15 protein-coding genes are annotated in these 22,054 nt (G+C 56.7%); all 15 read left to right on the top strand.

The window, feature by feature from the left end; all coding sequences use genetic code 11:
* Positions 1 to 127: 127 nt before the first annotated feature.
* The 15 genes from rpsF to pglZ all read left to right on the top strand — a co-directional run bounded on the left by rpsF (position 128) and on the right by pglZ (position 22,043).
* Positions 128 to 523, top strand: coding sequence for a 30S ribosomal protein S6 (rpsF, locus tag GJ668_RS12100; RefSeq protein WP_155450405.1), 396 nt, complete (start codon positions 128 to 130; stop codon positions 521 to 523).
* Positions 524 to 565: 42 nt separating this feature from the next.
* Positions 566 to 790 (top strand): 30S ribosomal protein S18, encoded by a 225-nt coding sequence (gene rpsR / locus GJ668_RS12095; RefSeq protein ID WP_007042066.1) that lies wholly within the window; start codon positions 566 to 568, stop codon positions 788 to 790.
* A gap of 53 nt (positions 791 to 843) precedes the next feature.
* Positions 844 to 1,749: a hypothetical protein gene (locus GJ668_RS12090; RefSeq protein ID WP_155450404.1), complete on the top strand. Its 906-nt coding sequence runs from the start codon at positions 844 to 846 to the stop codon at positions 1,747 to 1,749.
* Between the two features lie 49 nt (positions 1,750 to 1,798).
* Positions 1,799 to 2,248 carry a 50S ribosomal protein L9 gene (rplI, locus tag GJ668_RS12085; protein WP_186343072.1) on the top strand — a complete coding sequence of 150 codons (450 nt, stop codon included), beginning with the start codon at positions 1,799 to 1,801 and terminating at the stop codon, positions 2,246 to 2,248.
* Positions 2,249 to 2,393: 145 nt separating this feature from the next.
* A complete protein-coding gene (dnaB, locus tag GJ668_RS12080) occupies positions 2,394 to 6,059 on the top strand; it encodes a replicative DNA helicase (protein ID WP_222930783.1) in 3,666 nt (1,221 codons plus the stop codon).
* 148 nt (positions 6,060 to 6,207) lie between these two features.
* The gene (locus tag GJ668_RS12075; RefSeq protein ID WP_155450414.1) at positions 6,208 to 6,822 is read left to right on the top strand and encodes a DUF1819 family protein; all 615 of its coding nucleotides are present in this window, start codon (positions 6,208 to 6,210) and stop codon (positions 6,820 to 6,822) included.
* Positions 6,819 to 7,430 carry a DUF1788 domain-containing protein gene (locus GJ668_RS12070; protein ID WP_246194828.1) on the top strand — a complete coding sequence of 204 codons (612 nt, stop codon included), beginning with the start codon at positions 6,819 to 6,821 and terminating at the stop codon, positions 7,428 to 7,430. The genes GJ668_RS12075 and GJ668_RS12070 overlap by 4 nt, the downstream gene beginning before the upstream one ends.
* 14 nt (positions 7,431 to 7,444) lie before the next feature.
* Positions 7,445 to 10,963 (top strand): BREX system P-loop protein BrxC, encoded by a 3,519-nt coding sequence (gene brxC / locus GJ668_RS12065; RefSeq protein ID WP_186343071.1) that lies wholly within the window; start codon positions 7,445 to 7,447, stop codon positions 10,961 to 10,963.
* A complete protein-coding gene (locus tag GJ668_RS12060; protein WP_155450402.1) occupies positions 10,960 to 12,024 on the top strand; it encodes an AAA family ATPase in 1,065 nt (354 codons plus the stop codon). The genes brxC and GJ668_RS12060 overlap by 4 nt, the downstream gene beginning before the upstream one ends.
* On the top strand, positions 12,021 to 12,560 hold the full coding sequence (locus tag GJ668_RS12055) for a hypothetical protein (RefSeq protein WP_155450401.1): 540 nt from the start codon (positions 12,021 to 12,023) through the stop codon (positions 12,558 to 12,560). Before GJ668_RS12060 ends, GJ668_RS12055 begins: the two co-directional genes overlap by 4 nt.
* A gap of 4 nt (positions 12,561 to 12,564) precedes the next feature.
* The gene (gene pglX / locus GJ668_RS12050; RefSeq protein ID WP_155450400.1) at positions 12,565 to 16,056 is read left to right on the top strand and encodes a BREX-1 system adenine-specific DNA-methyltransferase PglX; all 3,492 of its coding nucleotides are present in this window, start codon (positions 12,565 to 12,567) and stop codon (positions 16,054 to 16,056) included.
* Positions 16,057 to 16,103: 47 nt separating this feature from the next.
* Entirely contained in the window at positions 16,104 to 16,340 is a 237-nt protein-coding gene (locus GJ668_RS12045) for a DUF2281 domain-containing protein (RefSeq protein ID WP_155450399.1), read from the top strand.
* Positions 16,337 to 17,821: an AlbA family DNA-binding domain-containing protein gene (locus GJ668_RS12040; RefSeq protein WP_155450398.1), complete on the top strand. Its 1,485-nt coding sequence runs from the start codon at positions 16,337 to 16,339 to the stop codon at positions 17,819 to 17,821. The genes GJ668_RS12045 and GJ668_RS12040 overlap by 4 nt, the downstream gene beginning before the upstream one ends.
* Complete coding sequence (locus GJ668_RS12035) at positions 17,821 to 19,542, top strand: DUF262 domain-containing protein (RefSeq protein ID WP_155450397.1); 1,722 nt, start codon at positions 17,821 to 17,823, stop codon at positions 19,540 to 19,542. Before GJ668_RS12040 ends, GJ668_RS12035 begins: the two co-directional genes overlap by 1 nt.
* Positions 19,543 to 19,544: 2 nt before the next feature.
* Positions 19,545 to 22,043: a BREX-1 system phosphatase PglZ type A gene (gene pglZ, locus GJ668_RS12030; protein ID WP_155450396.1), complete on the top strand. Its 2,499-nt coding sequence runs from the start codon at positions 19,545 to 19,547 to the stop codon at positions 22,041 to 22,043.
* The last annotated feature ends 11 nt before the right edge of the window (positions 22,044 to 22,054 follow it).

Here is a 22,054-nt window from a genome sequence, read left to right as displayed (position 1 = left end):
GAAACAGCGCAAAATCATCGTTTTGACATCAGGCCGCTTTCCAGTATGATGCGCGATTCCCCGAATTCCGGGGTCTCCTTGCCTCACCGCGCCGTGCGGGAGGCTGTCCAATCCGTAAGGAGCCGCAATGCGACATTACGAAGTGGTTTTCCTGGTTCATCCGAGCCAGAGCGAGCAGGTGCCCGCCATGATCGAGCGCTATCAGGGTGGCCTGGAGAAGCAGGGCGGTGTGGTGCATCGCTGTGAAGATTGGGGGCGTCGTCCGCTCGCCTATCCGATCAACAAGATTCATAAGGCCCACTATGTGCTGATGAACGTCGAGTGCAATCAGGAGGCAATCGACGAGCTGGCCAACGCCTTCCGTTTCAACGACGCGGTGCTGCGCAATCTCATCATCCAGCGCGATTCGGCTGTGACCGAAGCCTCGCCGCTGGCCAAGAATGGCGATGAGCGCGAGCGTTCCGAGCAGTCGGACAACGACTCCGACAGCAACGACGACGACACCGACAACAGCGACGACTGAGCACCGCGCTCAGGCGCGTGCTTCTGACTCCAGGAGAACACCATGTCACGCTTTTTCCGCCGCAAGCGCTACTGCCGCTTCACCGCCGAAGGCATCACTGAGATCGACTACAAGGATCTCAACCTGCTGAAGGCCTATGTCAGCGAATCCGGCAAGATCGTCCCGAGCCGCATCACCGGAACCTCGGCCAAGTACCAGCGCCAGCTCGCCCAGGCCATCAAGCGCGCCCGTTATCTGGCGCTGCTGCCCTACACCGACGGTCACTAAGCGTCGATCGGCGCCGACCCAGCGCGCGCGTCCAGTCCGGAGCCTCATCGGCGATGAAGCCGCTTGCGAACTTCATCATGCGTGGCTACTCGCCGGCGACCCTGGTCACCACGGTCGCGGGTCTGCTGTCGCTGCTGATCCCCTTCATCGGCGTGATCAGCTCGGCGGCGGTCGGCCTGGTGACGCTGCGTCAGGGCGTGCGTCCTGGTGCCTTGTTGCTGGGCGCCTCGACGCTGGCGAGCGGCCTCATCGCCTGGCTGGCGCTCGGCAGTCCGCTGATCGGACTCGGGGTGCTGCTCGTGCTCTGGGTGCCGATCTGGGGTCTGGCGGCGATTCTGCGTGGCACGCGCTCGCTGAGCCTGACTGCGCGGCTCGCCGCTTTGGGTGGCGTCGTGGTGGTACTGGTCGTGCATCTGACCCTGGGTGATCCCGCGCTCTACTGGCGCGAACTCATCGAACCGCTGCGTGAGTCACTGCTCAGCGATGGTCTGGTCGAGGCCGCAACCAGTCAGGTGCTCTTCGATCGCCTGGCCCAATGGATGACCGGTGCCTTTGCCGCCGCCCTGGTGTTGCAGTATCTCGTCAGTCTCTTCGTCGCGCGTGCCTGGCAGGCCCAGCTCTACAATCCAGGCGGATTCGGCGCGGAGTTCAGGGCGCTGCGCGTGGGGGCATCGGTGGGCTGGCTGTTCGTCCTGTGTCTGGCCTGGGGAGTGCTTGCCCAGGGGCTGGGACTGGATCTAGTGCCGGTTCTGGGTCTGCTCCTGTTGCTGCAAGGGCTGGCCGTAGTCCACCGTCTACGCGAGCTGCGGGGCGCCAATCAGGGCTGGCTGGTCGCGCTCTATGTGCTGTTGGTCTTTTTTATGCCGCAGATGGCGCTGTTGCTGATCAGTCTCGGTCTGATCGATCTCTGGGCGGACATCCGCACCCGTGTCGCGCAACGTGTCTCCGGGAAGCCTTAAAGTCCCCGGCGGCGGCATCCAAGATGAATTTGTCGAGAGGAATACACAAGTGGAAGTCATCCTGCTGAAAAACGTCACCAAGTTGGGCGTGCTCGGGGACAAGGTCAAAGTCCGTTCCGGCTATGGCCGTAACTATCTGCTCCCCGGTGGGTTTGCCGTGTCGGCGACCGCCGAGAACCTGGAGGCCTTCGAGGCCCGTCGTGCCGAGCTGGAGCGCGCCGCTGCCGAAGCGCTGGCCGCCGCTGAGGCGCGTAAGGCGAAGTTCGATGGCGTGAGTCTGACCATCGCCCGCAAGGCGGGCGACGAAGGCCGTCTGTTCGGCTCGGTCGGTGCTGCTGACATCGCCGAGGCGGCGTGCGAGGCGGGTCTGGAGCTGACCAAGGCCGAGGTGCGTCTGCCCGAGGGTCCGTTCCGCGCTGTCGGCGAGTACGAAGTCATGCTTCACCTGCACGCCGACGTCGATGCTCAGGTCAAGATCGACGTCGTTCCGGGCAACTGAGCCGCGCGCCGGCTGCAACGGCTTCGGGTGCGCCTGGCCATCAGGTCGCGCACCAATGTAGACGCGCTCTCGGGCGCGTCTCGTCTATTCAGACGCTGAATGGTCTGGTGCCATGTTCGACTCAGAGACCGCCAGGAGGTCGGGCATGGCCTCCGGCTTCGACGAACTGCGTGTCCCGCCATACAATCTCAACGCTGAGCAGTCCTTGCTCGGCGGCTTGCTGCTCGACAACAGCACCTGGGATCGGGTCGCCGATATGGTCAGCGAGGGTGACCTGTATCGACACGAGCATCGCCTGATCTTCGGCGCCATCGCCAAGCTCGCCATCGACAATCAGCCGTTCGATGTCGTGACCCTGGCCGAGACCCTGGAACGCTCCAGTCACCTGGCCGAGATCGGCGGGCTGTCCTACCTGGGGACGCTGGCCAGTCAGACACCGAGTGCGGCCAATATCAAGGCCTATGCCAAGATCGTGCGCCAGACTTCGGTACGGCGCCAGATGATCGCGGCCGGCACGGCTATCGCCGATAGTGCCTACAATCCCGATGGCCGCGAGGCGTCCGAACTGCTCGACGAGGCCGAGCGGCGGGTCTTTTCCATCGCGGAACAGGAATCACGCGGCGGTGGTGGCTTCCAGCCGATCCGGACCCTGCTGAGTCAGGCCGTCGAGCGTATCGATACGCTCTATCTGCGCGAAGAACCGATCACGGGTCTGGCCACGGGCTTTGCCGACTTCGACGAAATGACCTCGGGGCTTCAGCCCTCGGATCTCATCATCGTGGCAGGGCGGCCGTCGATGGGCAAATGCGTGGCGGCCGACACCGAGATCCTGCTCGACGATGGCCGGGTCGCCACTATTGAGGACATCGTGCGCGAGGGGCGGGCGCGCCTATTGACGCTGGGGGATGACTGGCGCTTCCAGTTGACGCGACCGAGTGCGTTCGTTGATGACGGCCATAAGCCGGTGTTTCGCGTTACGACTCGATTGGGGCGCCAGATCGAGACCACGGCCCCGCATCCTTATTTAACGCCTTCCGGCTGGCGCCCGCTGTCTGAGTTACAGGTTGGGGAGTCGATCGCCGTGCCGCGTCGTCTGCCGATCTTTGGCCAGGAGACGATGCGTGACTGCGAGGTCAAGCTACTTGGCTATTTGATCGGCGATGGCAGTCTCACTGGAACCAGGCCGCTGTTCACTAATTCCGATCCTCGGATTCGGGCGGACTTCAGCGCGGCTGTCGAGTCTATGATTGCAGGATTATCCAAGTTTCGCGAGAACGCCCAGCAGGCGCCTAATGCACTGGCGCTCTGGCTCGATGCGTTTGGACTCTGTGACTGCGCCGCAGATGCTGTATTCATCCCCAAAGCTGTTTTTCGCTTACCCAAGAACCAGCTAGCACTCTTCATTAACCGGCTTTTCACCGCAGCTGACTTAGCCACTACTCCATCGATTGCACAGGAGACGCCTGGGCTTGGTTATTCGACGCTCAGTGGGCGTTTGAGTTTACAAGTGCAACATCTATTATTGCGCTTTGGTGTCATCGCTAAGCGCTATCAAAGGCCTATCGAATGTGCACTAGGCGAATCGCGCGTCTGGCAACTCGATATCACGGATGCTGAATCGATCAAGATCTTTGCCACTGAGATTGGTTTCTGGGCGCTAGAAGCTGAGCAGGGGCACGCACGGAAGGCGCTTGGAAATCACGATTTAGCGGATATGGCTGCCAGCGATGTCTATTGGGACCGGATTGTTTCCATCGAGTCGCTTGGCGAGCGACAGGTCTATGATCTGACCATCCCCGAGACGCATAACTTCGTCGCCAACGACATCTGCGTGCATAACACTACCTTCGCGATGAATGTCGCCGAGAACATTGCTATCCAGTCCAAGCGTCCGGTGGCGGTCTTCAGTATGGAGATGCCTGGCGACTCGCTGGCCATGCGCATGATGTCCTCGCTCGGGCGGATCGATCAGCATCGCGTGCGGACCGGCAAGCTCGAAGACGACGAATGGCCGCGTCTGACCTCAGCGGTCAATCTATTGTCCGAGACCTCGATTTTCATCGACGACACCCCGGCGCTCTCGCCGACCGAGGTGCGCGCCCGCGCCCGCCGACTCAAACGCGAGCATGGCGATCTGGGGCTGATCGTGCTCGACTATCTCCAGCTCATGCAGGCGCCCGGCGTGGGCGAGAATCGGGCTACCGAGATCTCAGCCATCTCACGCGCACTCAAGGGACTGGCCAAGGAGTTGAGCGTGCCGGTCATCGCACTCTCGCAGCTCAACCGCAGTCTGGAGAACCGTCCTAACAAGCGGCCGATGATGTCGGATCTCAGAGAGTGCGTGACGGGTGACACCCTGGTGGTGCTGGCGGATGGACGTCGTATCCCGATTCGGGATCTCGTTGGCACTTATCCTGATGTAGTGTCCGTGGACGAATCGGGCCGCTTGATCGAGGCTACGTCTGACTGTGTGTGGTGTGTTGGGCGTCGTCCTGTCTCGGTTGTCCGGCTCGCGAGCGGGCGCCAGATCCGAGCAACGGCTGAGCATCGCTTGCTGGGCGCGAATGGTTGGCAAACCGTTGGCGAATTGAGTCCAGGGTCACGTCTGGCGATCGCACGTCGGCTGCCTACGCCTGTGAATAGTATGCAGTGGCCAGAACATCAATTGATATTACTAGCTCACTTGATCGGTGATGGTAGCTATCTGAGTGGCCAGCCATTGCGGTATACGACCGCTTCGGAGGAAAACAGTCGCATCGTGTCTGAATGTGCCACCCGATTTGGTGTGCGTATCAACCGCCATGCAGGAGTTGGTGCTTGGCATCAACTTGTTTTTAGTGGTAACGGAAACCGCTGGCATCCAGCTGGTATAAATCGCTGGCTACGTGAGATTGGGATTTTTGGACAACGCTCTCACGAAAAGCGTCTGCCGACTGATCTGTTCCGTTTAGATAATGACCAACTAGCATTATTTCTGCGCCACCTCTGGGCGACGGATGGCACAATTTCGCTACGTAAGCCAGGACAGAAAGGCAGCCATGGAGTACATCTGAGCACGAATAGTCGAGGTCTTGCGGAAGATGTGGCGGCTGTATTACTGCGTTTAGGAATCGTCGCGCGGATTCAGTCTGTATTCCAAGCTGGTTATCGAACAACCTATATGGTTTGGGTGAGAGGCGCTGATAATCAAAGGCAGTTTTTGAATCAAGTTGGCGCTTTTGGCCCACGCGTATCTCAGGCCATTGCATTGCAAACGGCATTGAATGATGTCAAATCAAACACGAATGTCGATACGCTGCCGCGTGAGATTTTTGATCGAGTACGAACATTAATGCAAGAGCATGGAATATCTCACAGAAAGATGGCTGCATTGCGCGGAACAGCTTACGGTGGTTCTTCGCATTTTAGGTTTGCTCCGTCGCGAAATGTATTGGCAGATTACGGAGAGCGACTTCAAGATCCAGAGTTAAAGGCCGCCGCCACCAGCGACTTGTTCTGGGATACTGTTGTCGCTATTGAACCCGATGGAGAGGAAGACGTCTTCGATCTAACCGTTCCTGGGCCAGCGAGTTGGTTAGCAGATGGTATCGTCAGTCACAACTCGGGAGCCATCGAACAGGACGCAGACCTCATCGTCTTCATCTATCGCGATGAGGTCTATAACAAAGAAAGCAACGACAAGGGGATCGCCGAGATCATCATCGGCAAGCAGCGTAACGGTCCGATCGGGACCGTGCGGCTGACCTTCCTCGGTAAATACACCAAGTTCGAGAACTATATCGGCAGCTACTACGGCGAGGACGAACATTAGCGCGAGGCCGAGCCAAACGGCCGCTGGCGCATCGGGTTAATCCCGAAGCCCACAGGGTCGGGCGCCTCTGAAGGTTCAAGAAGGCCGAAGTCGACGATTGGGTAAAAGCCGGCGGCTCGGCCAACAGCACTCAGAAACCAAAATAGCGATGGAAAGTGCCCGGTACAGACTGTCATTCACCGCCGGCGGGCTCTTGCAACAGGAATCCGTCCAGCTCGCGCAACTTTACCTTGATCTCAAAGACTGGACTGCCGTTCGTGACAAGGCGCTGTCTGACAACATCCTGCAAGCAAGAACAGTCAATACGTCGAAGCGATTTTGCAGGGAAATCATCTCCCGCTTGAAAATGCTGTCGTCCGGCGAATTGGACTTGCTCGTCCAAGGCAGTATCCAGGAGCAGGCGCAGCTCTTATGGGTGAGCCTCTGCCGCCGCTACCAATTCATTGCGGATTTTGCTGTCGAAGTTTTGCACGAAAAGCACAGGGGTCTGCAACCTGATCTCCAGCATGCGGACTTTGATTCATTCTTTAATCACAAATCCGAATGGCACTCCGAGCTTGAAGCGATCAAGCCCTCCACCAGAAACAAGCTGCGCCAAGTGCTGTTCAAGATTCTGCAAGACGCCGATTTGCTATCCGGGGCTTATACAATTACCCCGGCACTCATCAGTCCCCGTGTTGACGAACTTTTAAAACAAGGCAACGCGCAGGATCTCCTGCTCTTCCCAGTGAATGATCCTGAACAGCAGCGGAGGACACCTTGAATCGAGATGGTGAAAATCGCCCCATGCAGCAGAGATTTCAGCATTTGTTTGCGGTGATTTCCGGGGAGCGCTTTCTAAAAAAGCAGAGCCTGGGCAACGAAGTTCCTTTCTTTATCTGCCCCTTTAAACCGAGCGAAGCTGTCGACATGGCACGGATTGAGAGGCAGCTTGTCAATCGATTGGAACAAGCCGGGATCGGCGTGCTGGAGATCAATCTCTACGACCTTTCTGTCGAACTCTTAATCAATCGTGACATCTGGGAGCAAATCCTGGACATGGAATCGACGGTGTCAAAGGACGAGCTGAAAGAGTTGCTTCAGGGCGTGCTGGATCCAGAGACACACCTGGTGCCAGCCATCGCTTCTAAAATGGCAAACGCTGAGTTTGACGTGTTATTCCTCACCGGGGTTGGCGAAGTCTTTCCCTATATCCGCTCGCATAACGTACTCAATAATCTGCAAAGCACGGCGAAAGAAAAGCCGACACTGATGTTCTTTCCGGGCGCTTATACCTATTCCACGGAGACCGGGGCATCGCTGGATCTATTCGGGAAGCTCCGCGACGATAAATATTATCGGGCGTTTAACATATTTCACTGCGAAGCATAATGAAGGAACACCTGATGACACTCAAGGCCATTTTCAAAAAGCCCGTTGACCGCGCGATCGAAGGGGTCATCAAAGCCGATGACGAAGCCAGCCTTCGTCTTGAGATCGAGGAATATGTTCTGACGAACGAGGTGGAAAAGCGTCTCGAAGCTTTTCTCGACGCTTATAACAATTATGCGGGTGCAAATGGCGTCTGGGTGTCGGGATTCTTCGGGTCCGGGAAATCGCACCTTCTGAAGATGCTCGCCTTGCTGTTGGAGGACCGCGAGGTCGAAGGCGCCAGGACGCTTGATCTCTTCTTGCCGAAATGCGGCGATAACGAAATTCTGCGGGGCGATCTGAAACGCGCCGTCGCAATTCCCTCCAAGAGCATTCTCTTCAACATCGATCAGAAAGCCGATGTGATCAGCAAGACCCAGATCGACGCCCTGCTCGCGGTGTTCGTCAAGGTATTCGACGAGCTATGCGGCTACTACGGCAAGCAGGGGCACATCGCCCAGTTCGAGCGGGATCTCGACAGTCGTGGCGTCTACGACCACTTCAAAGCCGCCTATGCGTCACTGGCGGGACGCCCTTGGCAGAAAGGGCGAGAGCAGGCACTCCTGGAGTCCAGGAACATTGCTAAAGCCTATGCGCAGGTCACCGGCAACGCCGAGTCGGAGGCCGTGGGGATCCTCGACAAGTACCGGAGCGAGTACCGCGTCTCAATCGAAGATTTCGCGGAGAAGGTGCTTGCCTACCTGGAAAGCCAGTCGCCGGATTTCCGGCTGAATTTCTTCGTCGATGAGGTCGGGCAGTACGTTGCTGAAAATGTGAAGCTCATGACCAACCTGCAAACGGTTGCGGAGAGTCTCGCGACCAAGTGCCGTGGCCGGGCCTGGGTCATCGTCACTGCACAAGAAGACATGAACACGGTTGTGGGTGAGTTCAACCGCCAGCAGGGAAACGACTTTTCAAAGATTCAGGCTCGGTTTGCCAACCGCATGAAGCTGACGAGCGCGGATGTAGCGGAGGTCATCCAGAAGCGGCTGCTCATGAAAGACGATGCGGGCATTGGACTGCTTTCGACGATCTACCACGCGGAATCCAACAATTTCAAAACTTTGTTCGACTTCGCGGACGGCTCAACAACCTACCGAAATTTCCAGGATCGCGACCACTTCATCCACAGTTACCCCTTTATTCCCTATCAGTTTGCGCTGTTCCAGTCGGCCATTCAAAACCTGTCGCAGCACAACGCCTTTGAAGGGAAGCACAGCTCCGTCGGCGAGCGCTCCATGCTGGGCGTGTTCCAGCAAGTCGCCATCCAGATCGGCCATCACGAGATCGGACAACTCGCGACCTTCGATCTGATGTTCGAGGGCATTCGTACCGCCCTGAAATCCAATATCCAGAAAGCCATCATTCAGGCCGAGAAACATCTCGACAATCTTTTTGCGATCCGGATTCTCAAGGCGCTGTTCCTGGTGAAATACGTCAAGGAATTCAAGCCGACACGGCGCAACGTCTGCGTGTTGATGCTAGACGGGTTCGACCAGGATCTTCGGCAATTGCGGCAAAACGTGGAAGAGGCGCTCAGCCTGCTGGAACAGCAGACCTACATTCAGCGCAACGGCGATCTGTATGAGTTTCTGACCGACGAAGAAAAGGATGTCGAGCAGGAGATCAAAAACACGGAAGTGGAGTCCACCGACGTTGCGGCTGAACTCGAAAAGATCATCTTCGATCATGTGATTAAGAACCGGAAGATTCGATACGACGCCAACGGCCCGGACTATCCTTACTCTCGCAAGCTGGATGACCGGCTGCATGGACGCGAATACGAGCTTGCCATCCATGTGATCAGCCCGTTCCACGAGCACGCGGAAAACGAATCGATCCTGCGGATGCAAAATATAGGGCGGGATGAGCTATTGGTGCTAATGCCGCCTGACGAGCGCCTGGTGCGCGACCTTCTGATGTACAAGCGCACGGAGAAATACATCCGGCAGAACATCTCCGTGACCCAACAGGAGACGGTCAAGCGCATCCTGGAGAACAAGGCGTCGCAGAACCGGGAGCTTTACGTTGAGCTGCAAGCGCGCGTCCAGCGCTTGCTTGGCAACGCCAAGCTGCTCGTGGCGGGGGGCGACATCGACATTGGCGCTGAGGATGTGCTGACGCGCATCACGCGCGGTTTCTACGAACTCATTGCGCGCGCCTATCCGAACCTGCGGATGCTGAGAACGGTTGAGTACAAAGAAGAACAGGTCAAAACGATTCTGACCTCAACCCAGGGGACGCTCGGGGAGGTGGCGAACCTCTCCGAACCGGAACAAGAGGTTCTAGCGTTTATTCAAAGCAATAACCGGGGCGGCGTCAGAACGACGCTCAAGAACCTCGTGGAGAAGTTCGAGCGCAAGCCCTACGGCTGGTCCTACGCGGCCGTGCTGTGCACGCTCGCGCACCTGTGCGCGCGGGGCAAGGTGGAGGTCCGCACGGACGGCAACCTGCTCGAAGACGAGGTGCTGGAGCGCGCCTTGCGCAACAGTCACGGCCACGGAAACGTCGTTCTTGAGCCCCAGGTGGAATTCACGGCCTCGCAGGTTCAGGGGCTCAAGGCGTTCTACGAGGATTTCTTCGACGCACCGCCACAGAGCAGCGAGGCCAAGGCGCTGGGCAAAGAGACCGGGATCGCCCTGCAAGCGTTGATGCATCAGCTCACCCCGCTCGCCGCGCAGTCATCGCAGTATCCGTTTCTGACCGCGCTGACGCCCGTGATCGACACACTGAAAGAGCTGACGGGCAAACCCTACACCTGGTATCTGACAGAACTGGCCCGGCAGGAGGATTCGCTCCTCGATCTCAAGGAAGGAATCATCGATCCGGTCCGCAAATTCATGAGCGGTCCGCAGAAAGCTATCTTCGATAGCGCCCGCCAATTTATCCAAAGCCAAGAACCCAATTTCGCCTACGTTGAGGGCGATGAATCCGCTCACGTGAGCGCCAGCTTGAGCGATCCGGATTGTTTCAAAGGCGACCGCATCCAGCAGATGAAGACGCGGTTGGATGTGCTGAAGGGACGTATCGATGAGGCGGTACAGCAGACTCGCACTCGGGCCATCAAGACGCTGAAGGCCATGCAGTCCCGGATGCAGAGCATGGATGACTATCAAGGATTACCCGATGTCCGGAAGGCGGATCTGGATAAACCCTACCAGGATCTGATCGATCATTTCGATCAGCAACAACTGATCGCCGTCATCAATGACCGGCTCAGGTACTTCGAGGATCAGGGCTACCAGAAGATTCTGGCCAAGATGGTCGAGCTGGCAACGCCCAAACCTCGCCCGCCAGACGATCGAGATGATCAGTGCGATAAAGACGCAGAGAAGGTCGCCGAGCCAAAGATCCAATACATCCCCGCGCGACAGATTCAGGTGGCCTACGACAAGGCATGGCTGGCCGACGAGACCGATGTGGATCGCTACCTGGAATCCATGCGTGAGGCGCTTCTGGAAGAAATCCGTAAAGGCAGAAGGATTCAAATATGATCAAACGTCTTGAACTGAGGAATTTCACGGCATTCACCAGCCTTGCGTTGGATCTTTCGCCCAAGATCAACGTGATCATTGGTGAGAACGGCACCGGAAAAACCCATCTGCTCAAGGCGGCCTATGGGCTTTGCGCCGGCGCCCCGCTGTTTAAGAACAAGCCCGACACCAGCGAGGATGAGCTTGAAATCGCGCTGACGACGAATCTCCTTCGGCTCTTCATGCCGCTGGACGATAAGCTCGGCAAGATGCATCGCCAGGGTGCGACAGAGCAGGGATATCTGTCTGCCCGATTCGCTCAAGGGCAGATGATCGCTGCGACCTTTTTCAATAACTCCAAGGCGCTGGCCATCCAGGATCGCGCTCACTACGAGCAGTATCAGTCCGAGGCAGTTTTCATCCCGACCAAGGAAGTCCTCTCGTTCATGAAAGGCTTTAACAGCCTGTACGAGAAATACGAGCTTTCATTCGATCAAACCTATCAGGATATTTGCCTACTGCTAGACCTTCCAGCAGTCCGCACGGAAACCTTGCACGAAAAATCCAAATGGGCGATGGCGGAGATCGAAGGCATCTGTGGGGGACGTTTCGTTTTCTATGGCGGCGGCAATGTCACGTTCAAAACAGAGAACGCTGAATACTCGGCGAACGCCATCGCCGAGGGTTTCCGCAAAGTGGGAATACTCTCACGTCTTCTGGAAACCGGCGCGATTCAACCGGGTGTCAGCGGTCCGCTGTTCTGGGATGAACCTGAATCGAATTTGAATCCCAAGCTGATGCAGTTGCTCGTTCAGATTTTGCTGGAGCTATCGCGCAATGGACAGCAAGTTATTCTGTCAAGCCATGACTATGTGTTACTCAAGTGGTTCGATCTGCTCATGGACGCTGGCAAAGGTGATCATGTGCGCTTCCATAGCCTGTACCGTGATCAGGAGAGCCGTGAGATCAAGGTCAGCTCTACCGATGATTATTTGAACATCAGGCCGAATCCCATCGATGAAGCCTTTGGTGTTCTCATCAACCAGGAGATCGAGAAGGAGATGGGAGTCCTTGGCAAATGAAGGTTTTAGAGGTTGATGGGTTTGAGTTTCGATTTAGCGATGCCCTGGACGCCTTCATTTTCGATGAAAAAGACCGCACTAAGCCAACATTTCACGGCGCGCCGATGAAAGGCGTCGATATGGTTGTGGAGTTCGAGGACGCCTATGTCTATGTGGAGGTCAAGGACTATGACGATCCTTCGGTTTATGACGTCATGTGCGCGACGAACGGCAATGAGAAAAGATCGAGGCAAGCCGGATTCAAGTGGCTCAAGGACTATCTGAAGTATAAATTTCGGGATTCCTATCTCTACCGGCATGCCGAACAAAGGGTTGACAAACCCATTCACTACATCTGTTTGCTCACTTTTGAGAATGCCTTGAACAGCCGTATGCAGAAAGCTCTGAAGCAGGAGTTACCCGTAGGCAAGGTCTCACCGCGTTGGGTTCTTTCTTTGGCGGCGAGCTGTCATGTCCTCAATGTGGACAAGTGGAATGAAAATTTTCCGAAGTGGCCGGTCAAGCGTCTCGCGACGGCTACGACTGGAGGAGTCTGATTCGATGGAAACCGCCAAACTCAAAAAATTCGCCCAATACGCGCGCCGCAGTCTGATCGAACAGGTCTCGGCCAAGCTGAGTCTGGTGCTGGCCGAGGAGAGTGCCGCGCGGCGTGAGCGCGTCGAGGCCGTCAAGACGCTCGAAGAGGCGATCAAGCGCCACGGCAAGGAACAGGTCATCGAGCGGGTGGCCTATACCTGGTTCAATCGCTTCTGCGCGCTGCGCTTCATGGATGTGAACCGCTATAACCGCATCGGGGTGATCTCGCCCGCCGAGGGGCAATTCCAGCCCGAGATGCTGGCCGAGGCCAAGATGGGGCATATCGACGAAGCGATGGTGCCGGAGAAGGCGCGGCAGCAGATTTTTGCCCTGCTCGACGGCAAAGCACCCAGCCGCGACCCGCAGGGTGAGGCATACCGACTGCTGGTGGTGGCCGCCTGCAATTTCTGGAACAAGGCCATGCCCTTTTTGTTCCAGCGTATCGATGACTACACCGAACTGCTGATGCCCGACGATCTGCTCTCGGGCAACTCCATCCTGGCCTACACCCGCGAAGCGATGACGCCGGATGCCAGCGAGGATGTCGAGGTGATCGGCTGGCTCTACCAGTTCTACATCTCGGAGAAGAAGGACGAGGTCTTCGACGGCCTGAAAAAGAACAAGAAGATCACGCCCGAAAACATCCCCGCCGCGACCCAGCTTTTTACCCCGCACTGGATCGTCCGCTACCTGGTGGAAAACTCCCTAGGCCGCTTGTGGCTGCTCAACCGTCCCGGCTCGAAGCTGGTCGAGCAGATGGACTACTACATCAAGCCCGCCGAGGGGGATCAAGCCGCCGAAACGGACTTCCTGCACATCGGTAAACCGGAAGAGATCAAAATCTGCGATCCGGCCTGCGGCTCCGGCCACATGCTCACCTATGCCTTTGATCTGCTCTACGCCATCTACGAGGAGGAAGGCTACGAGCCCGCCGAGATTCCGGAGAAGATCCTCACCCACAACCTCTACGGCATCGAGATCGACGAACGCGCCGGGGAGTTGGCGGCCTTTGCCTTGACCATGAAGGCCCGCGCCAAGCAGCGCCGGTTTTTCAACAAGGGGATCAAGCCGAATATCTGCGTGCTGGAGAATGTCCGGTTCGATGAAGCCGAGCTAAAAGACTACATGGATTTTGTCGGGCGCGATCTGTTCACTGCGCCACTGCAAACCACCCTGCGTCAGTTTGAAGATGCCTACAACTTCGGATCCCTGATCCGTCCCGATGTCACCGACGTGGATGGCATGCTCAGGATTCTGGAGTCAAAGAATGTCTCCGGGCATCTGTTTCTCAGCATGACCCATCAAAAGGTGCTGCAAGCCCTGCGGCAGGCCAATTACCTGAACCCCAAATACCAGGTGGTGATTGCCAATCCGCCGTATATGGGGAGCGGCGGAATGAATGGGAGATTAAAGATTTTCGCACAAGATCATTACAAGGCAAGTAAATCTGATCTTTTCGCGATGTTTATCGAGCGTAATATCGACCTCGCTAACAAACAAGGGGAGGTCGCGATGATAACTATGCAAAGCTGGATGTTTCTATCATCCCTTGAAACTCTCCGGACACAAATTCTTCGAGAACACACGATTCTATCTATGGCTCATCTCGGATCGCGTGCATTCGACAGTATTAGCGGCGATGTAGTTTCAACCACAGCATTTATTATAGAAAAGGGCAGCCATTCTAATCAGAAAGGCAGTTATTTAAGATTGCTGCATGGTAATTCAGAGGCTGAAAAAAAAGCTGCAATTCTTGAGGCAACAAAAAAACCAAGCTGTGGCTGGTTTTATCACACAGATTCTGCCGACTTTTTAAAATTACCAGGAAATCCTATTGCGTATTGGCTGAGCAAGAATGTTGTAAGGGCATTCGATAATAAGGAATCACTTGTTTTAAGTATTTCAAATTCTGAAGGAAAAAATGTAACCACTGACAATGCAAGGTTCATCCGTTTTTTTTGGGAAGTTAGTCATGAAAGCATAGGAGCTTTTGACAAAAAATGGCTGCCTTGTGCAATGGGCGGGGATTTTAGAAAGTGGTTTGGAAATATCATTCATGCCATTGATTGGTCCGAGCAGGCACGCATTTTCTATAGAAAAACCCCTGCAGGTAGGATAATTCGACAAGAGTTCTGGGATTTACCAGGTGTTACTTGGGGAAAAATTGGCTCCGTCGTAGCAAGTTTTCGTTTCTTATCCACTAATGAGATGTATCAAGAAACCGCTGTCCTCCAAAAAACTGAGGATGATGCTCGTTTCTTACTTGGCTTATTAAATTCTAAGATATCATCTCACTTTTTGCAGTTCTTGAGCCCCACTATAAATTTTCAGCTCGAAGATATTGGAGCAATACCGCTCTTGAAGATCCAACGACTCAAAGATCTGACCAGGGAAGGTGTGGTAGATATATTGTCTAACGGAAAAACGGATTGGGATGGATATGAGAATTCAAGAGACTTCACCGGTCTGCCGCTACTGAATCCCGACTACCGCCAGCCAACCCTGAAATCTACCTACCAGAAGCTCCGCGCTCAATGGCGGGAGATGACGCTGGAGATGCAGCGGCTGGAGGAAGAGAACAACCGCATCTTCATCGATGCCTACGGCCTACAAGATGAGCTGACACCCGAGGTGCCGCTGCACGAAATCACCCTGACCTGCAACCCGCACTACCGCTACAGTGGCGACAAGAGCGAAGACGATCTGGATGCGCTGCTGCTGGCCGACACCCTACGCGAGCTGGTCTCCTATGCCGTCGGCTGCATGTTCGGTCGCTACGCGCTGGACAAGCCGGGCCTGATCCTCGCCAACCAGGGCGAGACTATCGAGGACTACCTGAAGCGGGTTCCGGGGCCGAGCTTCCCGGCGGATGACAACAACGTCATCCCCATCCTCGACGGCGATTGGTTCACGGACGATATCACCGAACGCTTCCGCCAATTCCTGCGCGTGACCTTCGGCGACGAGCATTACGAGGCAAACCTCAAATTCATCGAGCAGGCGCTGGGCAAGGACATCCGCAAATATTTCCTGCGCGACTTCTACACGGATCATGTCAAACGCTACAAGAAGCGGCCCATCTACTGGTTGTTCTCCAGCCCCAAGGGCAGCTTCAACGCGCTCATCTACATGCATCGCTACCGCCCGGACACCGTCAGCGTCGTGATGAACGAGTACCTGCGCGAGTTCCGCGCCAAGCTGACCTCCCGCAAGAACCACCTGGAAGCGGTGAGCATCAGCGCTAGCGCGTCCCAGGGCGAAAAGACCAAGGCCCTGAAGGAAATCGAAACCCTGAAGAAGACCATCGACGAGCTGGACACCTGGGAGCGCGAGGTGCTCTACCCGCTGGCCACCGAGCAGATCGAGATCGACCTCGACGACGGGGTGAAGGTCAACTATCCGAAGTTCGGACAGGCGCTGAAGAAGATCCCTGGGCTTGAGGCGAAAGACGATTGACGAGTCGCGCAACCCACGAAAGAGCAGCCAACGCGGAGATTGCATCCATGCCCATCGCCGAACAGATCTACGAAGAAGTTCAGACACTACCAGACGAATTAGCGCGCGAAGTTCTCGATTTCGTTTATTTCATCGAGGCCAGGTACGCATTGAAATCAGCGTCCGAGCGGGACTTGCAGCCGGCCAAACGACGGACGCGGACGCCGGGCAGTGCCGTGGGCAAACTGAAGGTACTGGTGGAGGATGATGAGCACCTGAAGGATTTTCGGGCTTACATGCCATGACCCGCCCCATCGCCCAGCTCATTCAGGATCCAGAAAGCAAGACCCTGGAATTCAAGCGTGACCTATCATCGCCGCGCCCCTTTCTGAAGACGCTGGTGGCCTTTGCGAACTCGGCGGGTGGACGCTTGATTCTCGGAGTGTCGGATGATCGGCGAGTGCTCGGCATCGAGGATCCATTGGACGAGGAAGAGCGGCTAGGCAGCCTGATTGCCGATTCCATTGCCCCGCGCCTGGTGCCGAATATCGAACTGACGACGGTGGAGGGTAAAACGCTGTTGGTGGTGGAGGTGTTTCTGAGCGGAACGCGACCGCACTACCTCAAGGCCGAGGGGCGGGAGCGTGGCGTCTATGTGCGCCTGGGGTCAAGCAATCGCCAGGCCGATGCGCCCCTCATCGTCGAATTGCAGCGAGGCGTGGCAGGTGTCAGTTTCGATGCCCTGCCCATGCCGGATTTGAGCCTGGAGGCGCTCGACCTCAAAGCGATCCAAAAGGATTTTTCAGGACGGAAAGCCGTTGATGAGCGGATGCTGCAAAGCCTGCGAGTGCTGGTGAAGGATCAAAACCGCCTGGTACCAAGTCATGGCGGGATGCTGCTGTACGGGTTGGATCGACGACAGCATTTCGACGATGCCTGGATTCAGTGCGGACGCTTCATCGGCAACGACAAGGCCGATATCTTCGACCATCTCGATATCCATGATCCACTACCCAAGGCAGTGGATGAGATCATGCTGTTTCTCAAGAAACACGCCATGCGCGGCGCCGATTTTTCCGAAATCCGCCGCAAGGATATTTGGAGCATTCCCGTCAATATCCTGCGCGAGGTGGTGATCAACGCCTTGGTGCATGCCGATTACTCGCATCGCGGTACCCCCATTCGCATCGCCTTCTTCGACAACCGTATCGAGGTGGAAAGCCCCGGACTGCTCCTGCCGGGCTTGACCGTCGAGGACATGAAACTCGGCGTGTCCCAGATCCGCAATCCGGTCATCGCCCGCGTTTTCCGCGAACTGGATCTGGTGGAACAATGGGGCAGCGGTATTCCAGGCATCTATCGTCAGGTCAAGGCCGAGAACCTGCCAGAACCGACCATCGAGGAACTGGCTGGCCGCGTTCGGTTTACAGTACCGCTACAAGACATCCAGCCGCTTGCGCCGGGACAGTCGCGGAAAAGAAGACAAGACGCAAACGACGGAGAGACGGATTCGCGGCCCCGTTCAGACCTAACCGCACAAGTCACCGCACAAGTCACCGCAGAGGTCGCCTCACGCATCGGAGCCTTTTGCCAGGAGCCACGTTCCGCCAGGGAAATCATGGAGATGCTCGGGTTGAAGCACTGGAAAACATTTCAGGCCAATTATTTGAATCCTTTGCTCGCGTCTGGTGTGATCGAACGCACCATCCCCGACAAGCCCAGCAGCCGCCTGCAGAAATACCGCATCACCGAAATCGGCAAAGATGGTCTAGGCGTTGACACTTGATGGCCACGCTGAACTTCAACACCACGAATTCCACCTTCCGCCAGTTGTTGGGCAACGGATTGAGTTATCGCGTGCCGCCCTTTCAGCGCGATTATTCGTGGGGCGAGGACGAATGGGACGATCTGTGGCAGGACATTCTGGCCCTGTTCGAGGAGGACGGAGAGTCCTCACACTACATGGGATATCTGGTGCTGCAATCCTCGAACAGCAAGGAGTTCGACATCATCGATGGACAGCAGCGCCTGACTACGCTCAGCATCATGATCCTGGCGGCGCTGGGGTCTCTTCAGGATCTGGTGGCCGCCAAGCTCGACCCGGAGAACAATGCCAAGCGCAAGGAGCAGCTCCAAAACAGCTATATCGGCTATCTCGATCCGGTCAGCCTCGTGCCCCGTTCCAAACTGGAACTGAATCGCCATAACAACCGCTTCTATCAGACCTATCTGGTTCCGCTCGAAAAACTGCCGCAGCGCGGGCTGAATGCCTCCGAGCATCAATTGCGCAAGGCGTTTCATTGGTTCAAGGAGCGGATCAAAGCCTATGTGGGCATGACCGCCACGAGTGGCCGAGAGCTGGCCGCCTTTCTCGATCAGTTGGTCGATCAACTCTTCTTCACGGTGATCACCGTCACCGACGAACTCAATGCCTTCAAGGTCTTTGAAACGCTCAATGCCCGTGGGGTCCGGCTGTCGGCGACCGATCTGCTCAAGAATTACCTGTTTTCGGTCGTCAGTACGCCGGACACCCATGAAACCGAACTCAAATCTCTTGAGGAGCGTTGGGAACGCATCGTCGGGTTGCTCGGCAGCGAGAGCTTTCCGGAGTTTCTGCGGGTCTTTTGGAACAGCCGTCACAAGCTGGTGCGCAAGTCCGATCTGTTCAAGACGATCCGCAAGCGGATTACGAGTCGGGAGGCCGCGTTTCAGCTTCTGCGCGATCTCGATCAATCGGCATCCGTCTATGCCGCTTTACGTGACCCACAAGACGCCTCCTGGAACCGCGAAGAGAAGCAGGCCCTTGCACAGCTCTCGATGTTCAATGTCCGCCAGCCGCTGGCAATGCTCATGGCGTGTCATGCCAGGTTCCATGAAGTTGAGCGGAGTGCATTCACGCGCATTCTGACCGCCATCGCGGTCGTGTCGTTCCGTTACAACGTGATCTGCAATCTCCAAACCCATGAGCAGGAGCGCCTCTATAACGACATCGCCTGGAAGGTGTCCAACGGAACCCTCACTCATGTCCATGAGGTGATCGCCTCACTGCGAGAGATCTATCCCGACGACGCCCAGTTCAAATCCGCATTCACCGAGAAGGAACTGCGGACGACGAACAGCCGGAACAAGAAAGTCGTTCGCTATATCTTCTTCGAGATCGAGCGTCAGCGATCTGGGCAAGATTTTGATTTTGAAAGCGCCACGTACAATCTTGAGCACATCCTGCCTGAGTCGCCATCCGAAGCTTGGTCGCATCTCGAAGAGGCAAAACAGGATCGCTTGATCTATCGGCTCGGCAACATGACACCGCTGGAGACGAACCGGAATCGCGATCTGGGTAATCGCGATTACGCTGCAAAACGACTGATCTACCAAGACAGTGTTTTCCACATCACGAAGGCCATTGCTGAGCACTATGATCGCTGGGATGAACAAAAAATTGAATCCAGGCAAAAACAACTGGCCAACATCGCCGCCGGTATCTGGAGAATCGACTTTGGAGGCTAGTATTGGACAATCGCGTCGCCCAGGCACTGACCAAGCTCTTCGAGCGACACCGCATCGTCTTCTGGTACGACACCAAGGAGGAGCTGCGCGGTGACTTCGAGGCGCTGAGGCTGCCGGGCATCGAGAAACTCGAAGTCAAGAACAACGAGTACGGCCTGAAGTACCGCATCCTGCGGGAAGAACCGGAGCAGAAGTTTTTGCTGTACCGAGAGGGGCCGCAACCGGACGATCTTGAGAACTGGCTGCTCGACGTGCAGTTGGCCGAAGGCGAGTTTCGTGCCGACCAGGCGGCGCTGTGGCTTTCAGAGCTTGACCTGGGATTTGAGTTCGCCGACGTGGTGCAGTCTCACGCGGAGTTCTTTCAGGCGATCAAGCGCAAGGAGGCGCTCAGGAAGCTTCTGAAGCCCGACGATACCGCCGGTCTGATCCGTCTGAAGATGCTGGCGGTGTGCGCGGGCAGCGAGCCGCGGATGGATACGGTGGTGGAGAACCTGTTGCAGGAGCTGGCCGACGAGCGCGAAGAAAAAATCCGGCTGATTGCCCGCTGCGGACTGGATGCGTTTCTGTGGCAACAGATGGCCCGATTCTTTGGCTACGAGTCGCAAGAGGCGAGTATTCGCGATTTCGTCATCGAGCTGTTCAAGTCCTGTTATGCGATGGGCACGGACGGCAAGGTCCGGCTGACGGGCGATGCCCTGGTGTTCCTGAAGCGCTGGAAGGACAGCCGCCAGTTCGAGAGCTGTTTCAAGCAGCTCTCCGCCGAGTGCGGGGATGCGCTGAGCATCGAACAGGATTTGGACAAGCGGGATTTCCGGGAGCTGATCGAGCTGGATTACTTTAGGCTGATCGACCAGAAGATCATCAGCGATCTGGTCAAGGCCGTGGCCGCGCGCACGGTGTCCAGCGGCGATGTCGCGCTCTGGGTCCGCCAACGCCGGCAGAGCCACTGGTATCAGGAGTTCCGGCACCTGTACGAGGCGGTGGATTTCGCCGCGCAGTTCATGAACGCGCTGGGCGAGGCGAAGCTCGACATGGAGGGCCTCGCGGACGGGGTGCAGCGTTACAGCCGGTTCTGGTATCAGTTGGACCAGCTTTACCGCAAGTTCACTTACCATGTGCGCCTATCAGGCCAGGCGTCCCTGATGGGTGCGCTGACGGATCAGATCGAGAACCTCTACACCAATAACTACCTGCTGAAGATCAATGATCGCTGGCAGCGCTTTGCAGACGAAGCAGTCAAGTGGGACGCGCCGCCCATCTTGCTGCAACGGAACTTCTTCGAGCGCTGCGTCCGGCCGTTCCTGCGCAAGGACAACAAGGTCTGCGTCATCATTTCGGACGCCATGCGGTTTGAGATTGGCGATGAGCTACTTGGCCTTATTCGGAAGGAGGACCGCTACAGCGCGGAGCTTGAACCGGCGCTGGCGATGCTTCCCAGCTACACCCAGATGGGCATGGCAGCGCTGCTCCCCAACAGGGAGCTGATGATCGCGGACAATGAAACCGGGATTGTTCTGGTGGACGGCCAGAGTTCGCAAGGGACGGCGAACCGCACCAAGATTCTGAAGGCCGCGACCGAGGGGCGCGGCCAGGCCGTGACCAGCGAAGACCTGATGACCATGAACAAGGAGGAGAGCCGCGAGCTGCTCAAGGCCAACGATGTGCTGTACATCTACCACAACCGGATCGATCACACCGGCGACAAGATGCACTCGGAGGGGCAGGCATTCGAGGCGGCAGAGCAAACGCTGGAAGACCTTGTGCGCATCGTCAAAAAGCTCACGTCAGCGAACGCAAGTAACATCCTGATGACCGCCGATCACGGCTTCCTCTATCAGAACCGCGCCCTGGAAGAGAGCGATTTCGCCGAGGTGGATGCCACTGGCGATCTCGTGCTGTACCGCGACCGGCGCTTTGTTCTCGGCAAAGGGATGGACGCGAACCCGAGCCTGCGCACGTTTGAACCCTCCGACCTTGGCCTGTGCGGCGATATCGAGGTGCAGATTCCCAAGTCGATCAACCGGCTGCGCCTGAAGGGATCGGGAAGCCGCTTTGTGCATGGAGGCGCTTCGTTGCAGGAGATCGTGATCCCGGTCCTGCGGGTCAACAAGAAGCGGCAGAGCGACATCTCCACCGTCGAAGTGGACATCCTACGCGGTGCAAACTCAGTCATCACGTCCGGGCAGCTTGCGGTGGCGCTCTATCAGGCGCAACCGGTCACCGACAAGGTGCAGTCCAGGATGTTGCGCGCCGGTCTCTACAGCCAGGCGGGTGAGCTGATTTCTGACAGCCACGACCTGACGTTCGATCTGACCTCTGAGAACCCGAGGGAAAGGGAGTTGCAGGTACGCTTCGTTCTTATCCGCAAGGCCGACGAGTCGAACGGCCAGGAGGTCATCTTCAAGCTGGATGAGAAGCTCGCCGGAACGTCGCATTACAAGGAGTACAAGTCGCTGAGGTATCAGATGCGGCGCTCATTTACCAGTGACTTCGACTTTTAGGACCGATGACC

It is taken from the genome of Allochromatium palmeri (assembly GCF_009720725.1).
Taxonomy (GTDB): Bacteria; Pseudomonadota; Gammaproteobacteria; order Chromatiales; family Chromatiaceae; genus Thermochromatium; species Thermochromatium palmeri.
The sequence above is the reverse complement of the archived record's forward strand: the minus strand, read 5'-3'. Positions and strand labels throughout refer to the sequence as shown.

Excerpts from the sequence above, each read along its gene's own strand:
- GJ668_RS12090 (WP_155450404.1), top strand. The coding sequence starts at position 844 with ATGAAGCCGCTTGCGAACTTCATCATGCGTGGCTACTCGCCGGCGACC.
- dnaB (WP_222930783.1), top strand. The coding sequence starts at position 2,394 with ATGGCCTCCGGCTTCGACGAACTGCGTGTCCCGCCATACAATCTCAAC.
- GJ668_RS12060 (WP_155450402.1), top strand. The coding sequence starts at position 10,960 with ATGATCAAACGTCTTGAACTGAGGAATTTCACGGCATTCACCAGCCTT.
- brxC (WP_186343071.1), top strand. The coding sequence starts at position 7,445 with ATGACACTCAAGGCCATTTTCAAAAAGCCCGTTGACCGCGCGATCGAA.
- GJ668_RS12035 (WP_155450397.1), top strand. The coding sequence starts at position 17,821 with ATGGCCACGCTGAACTTCAACACCACGAATTCCACCTTCCGCCAGTTG.
- rpsF (WP_155450405.1), top strand. The coding sequence starts at position 128 with ATGCGACATTACGAAGTGGTTTTCCTGGTTCATCCGAGCCAGAGCGAG.
- GJ668_RS12075 (WP_155450414.1), top strand. The coding sequence starts at position 6,208 with ATGGAAAGTGCCCGGTACAGACTGTCATTCACCGCCGGCGGGCTCTTG.
- rpsR (WP_007042066.1), top strand. The coding sequence starts at position 566 with ATGTCACGCTTTTTCCGCCGCAAGCGCTACTGCCGCTTCACCGCCGAA.
- GJ668_RS12045 (WP_155450399.1), top strand. The coding sequence starts at position 16,104 with ATGCCCATCGCCGAACAGATCTACGAAGAAGTTCAGACACTACCAGAC.
- pglX (WP_155450400.1), top strand. The coding sequence starts at position 12,565 with ATGGAAACCGCCAAACTCAAAAAATTCGCCCAATACGCGCGCCGCAGT.
- GJ668_RS12055 (WP_155450401.1), top strand. The coding sequence starts at position 12,021 with ATGAAGGTTTTAGAGGTTGATGGGTTTGAGTTTCGATTTAGCGATGCC.
- GJ668_RS12040 (WP_155450398.1), top strand. The coding sequence starts at position 16,337 with ATGACCCGCCCCATCGCCCAGCTCATTCAGGATCCAGAAAGCAAGACC.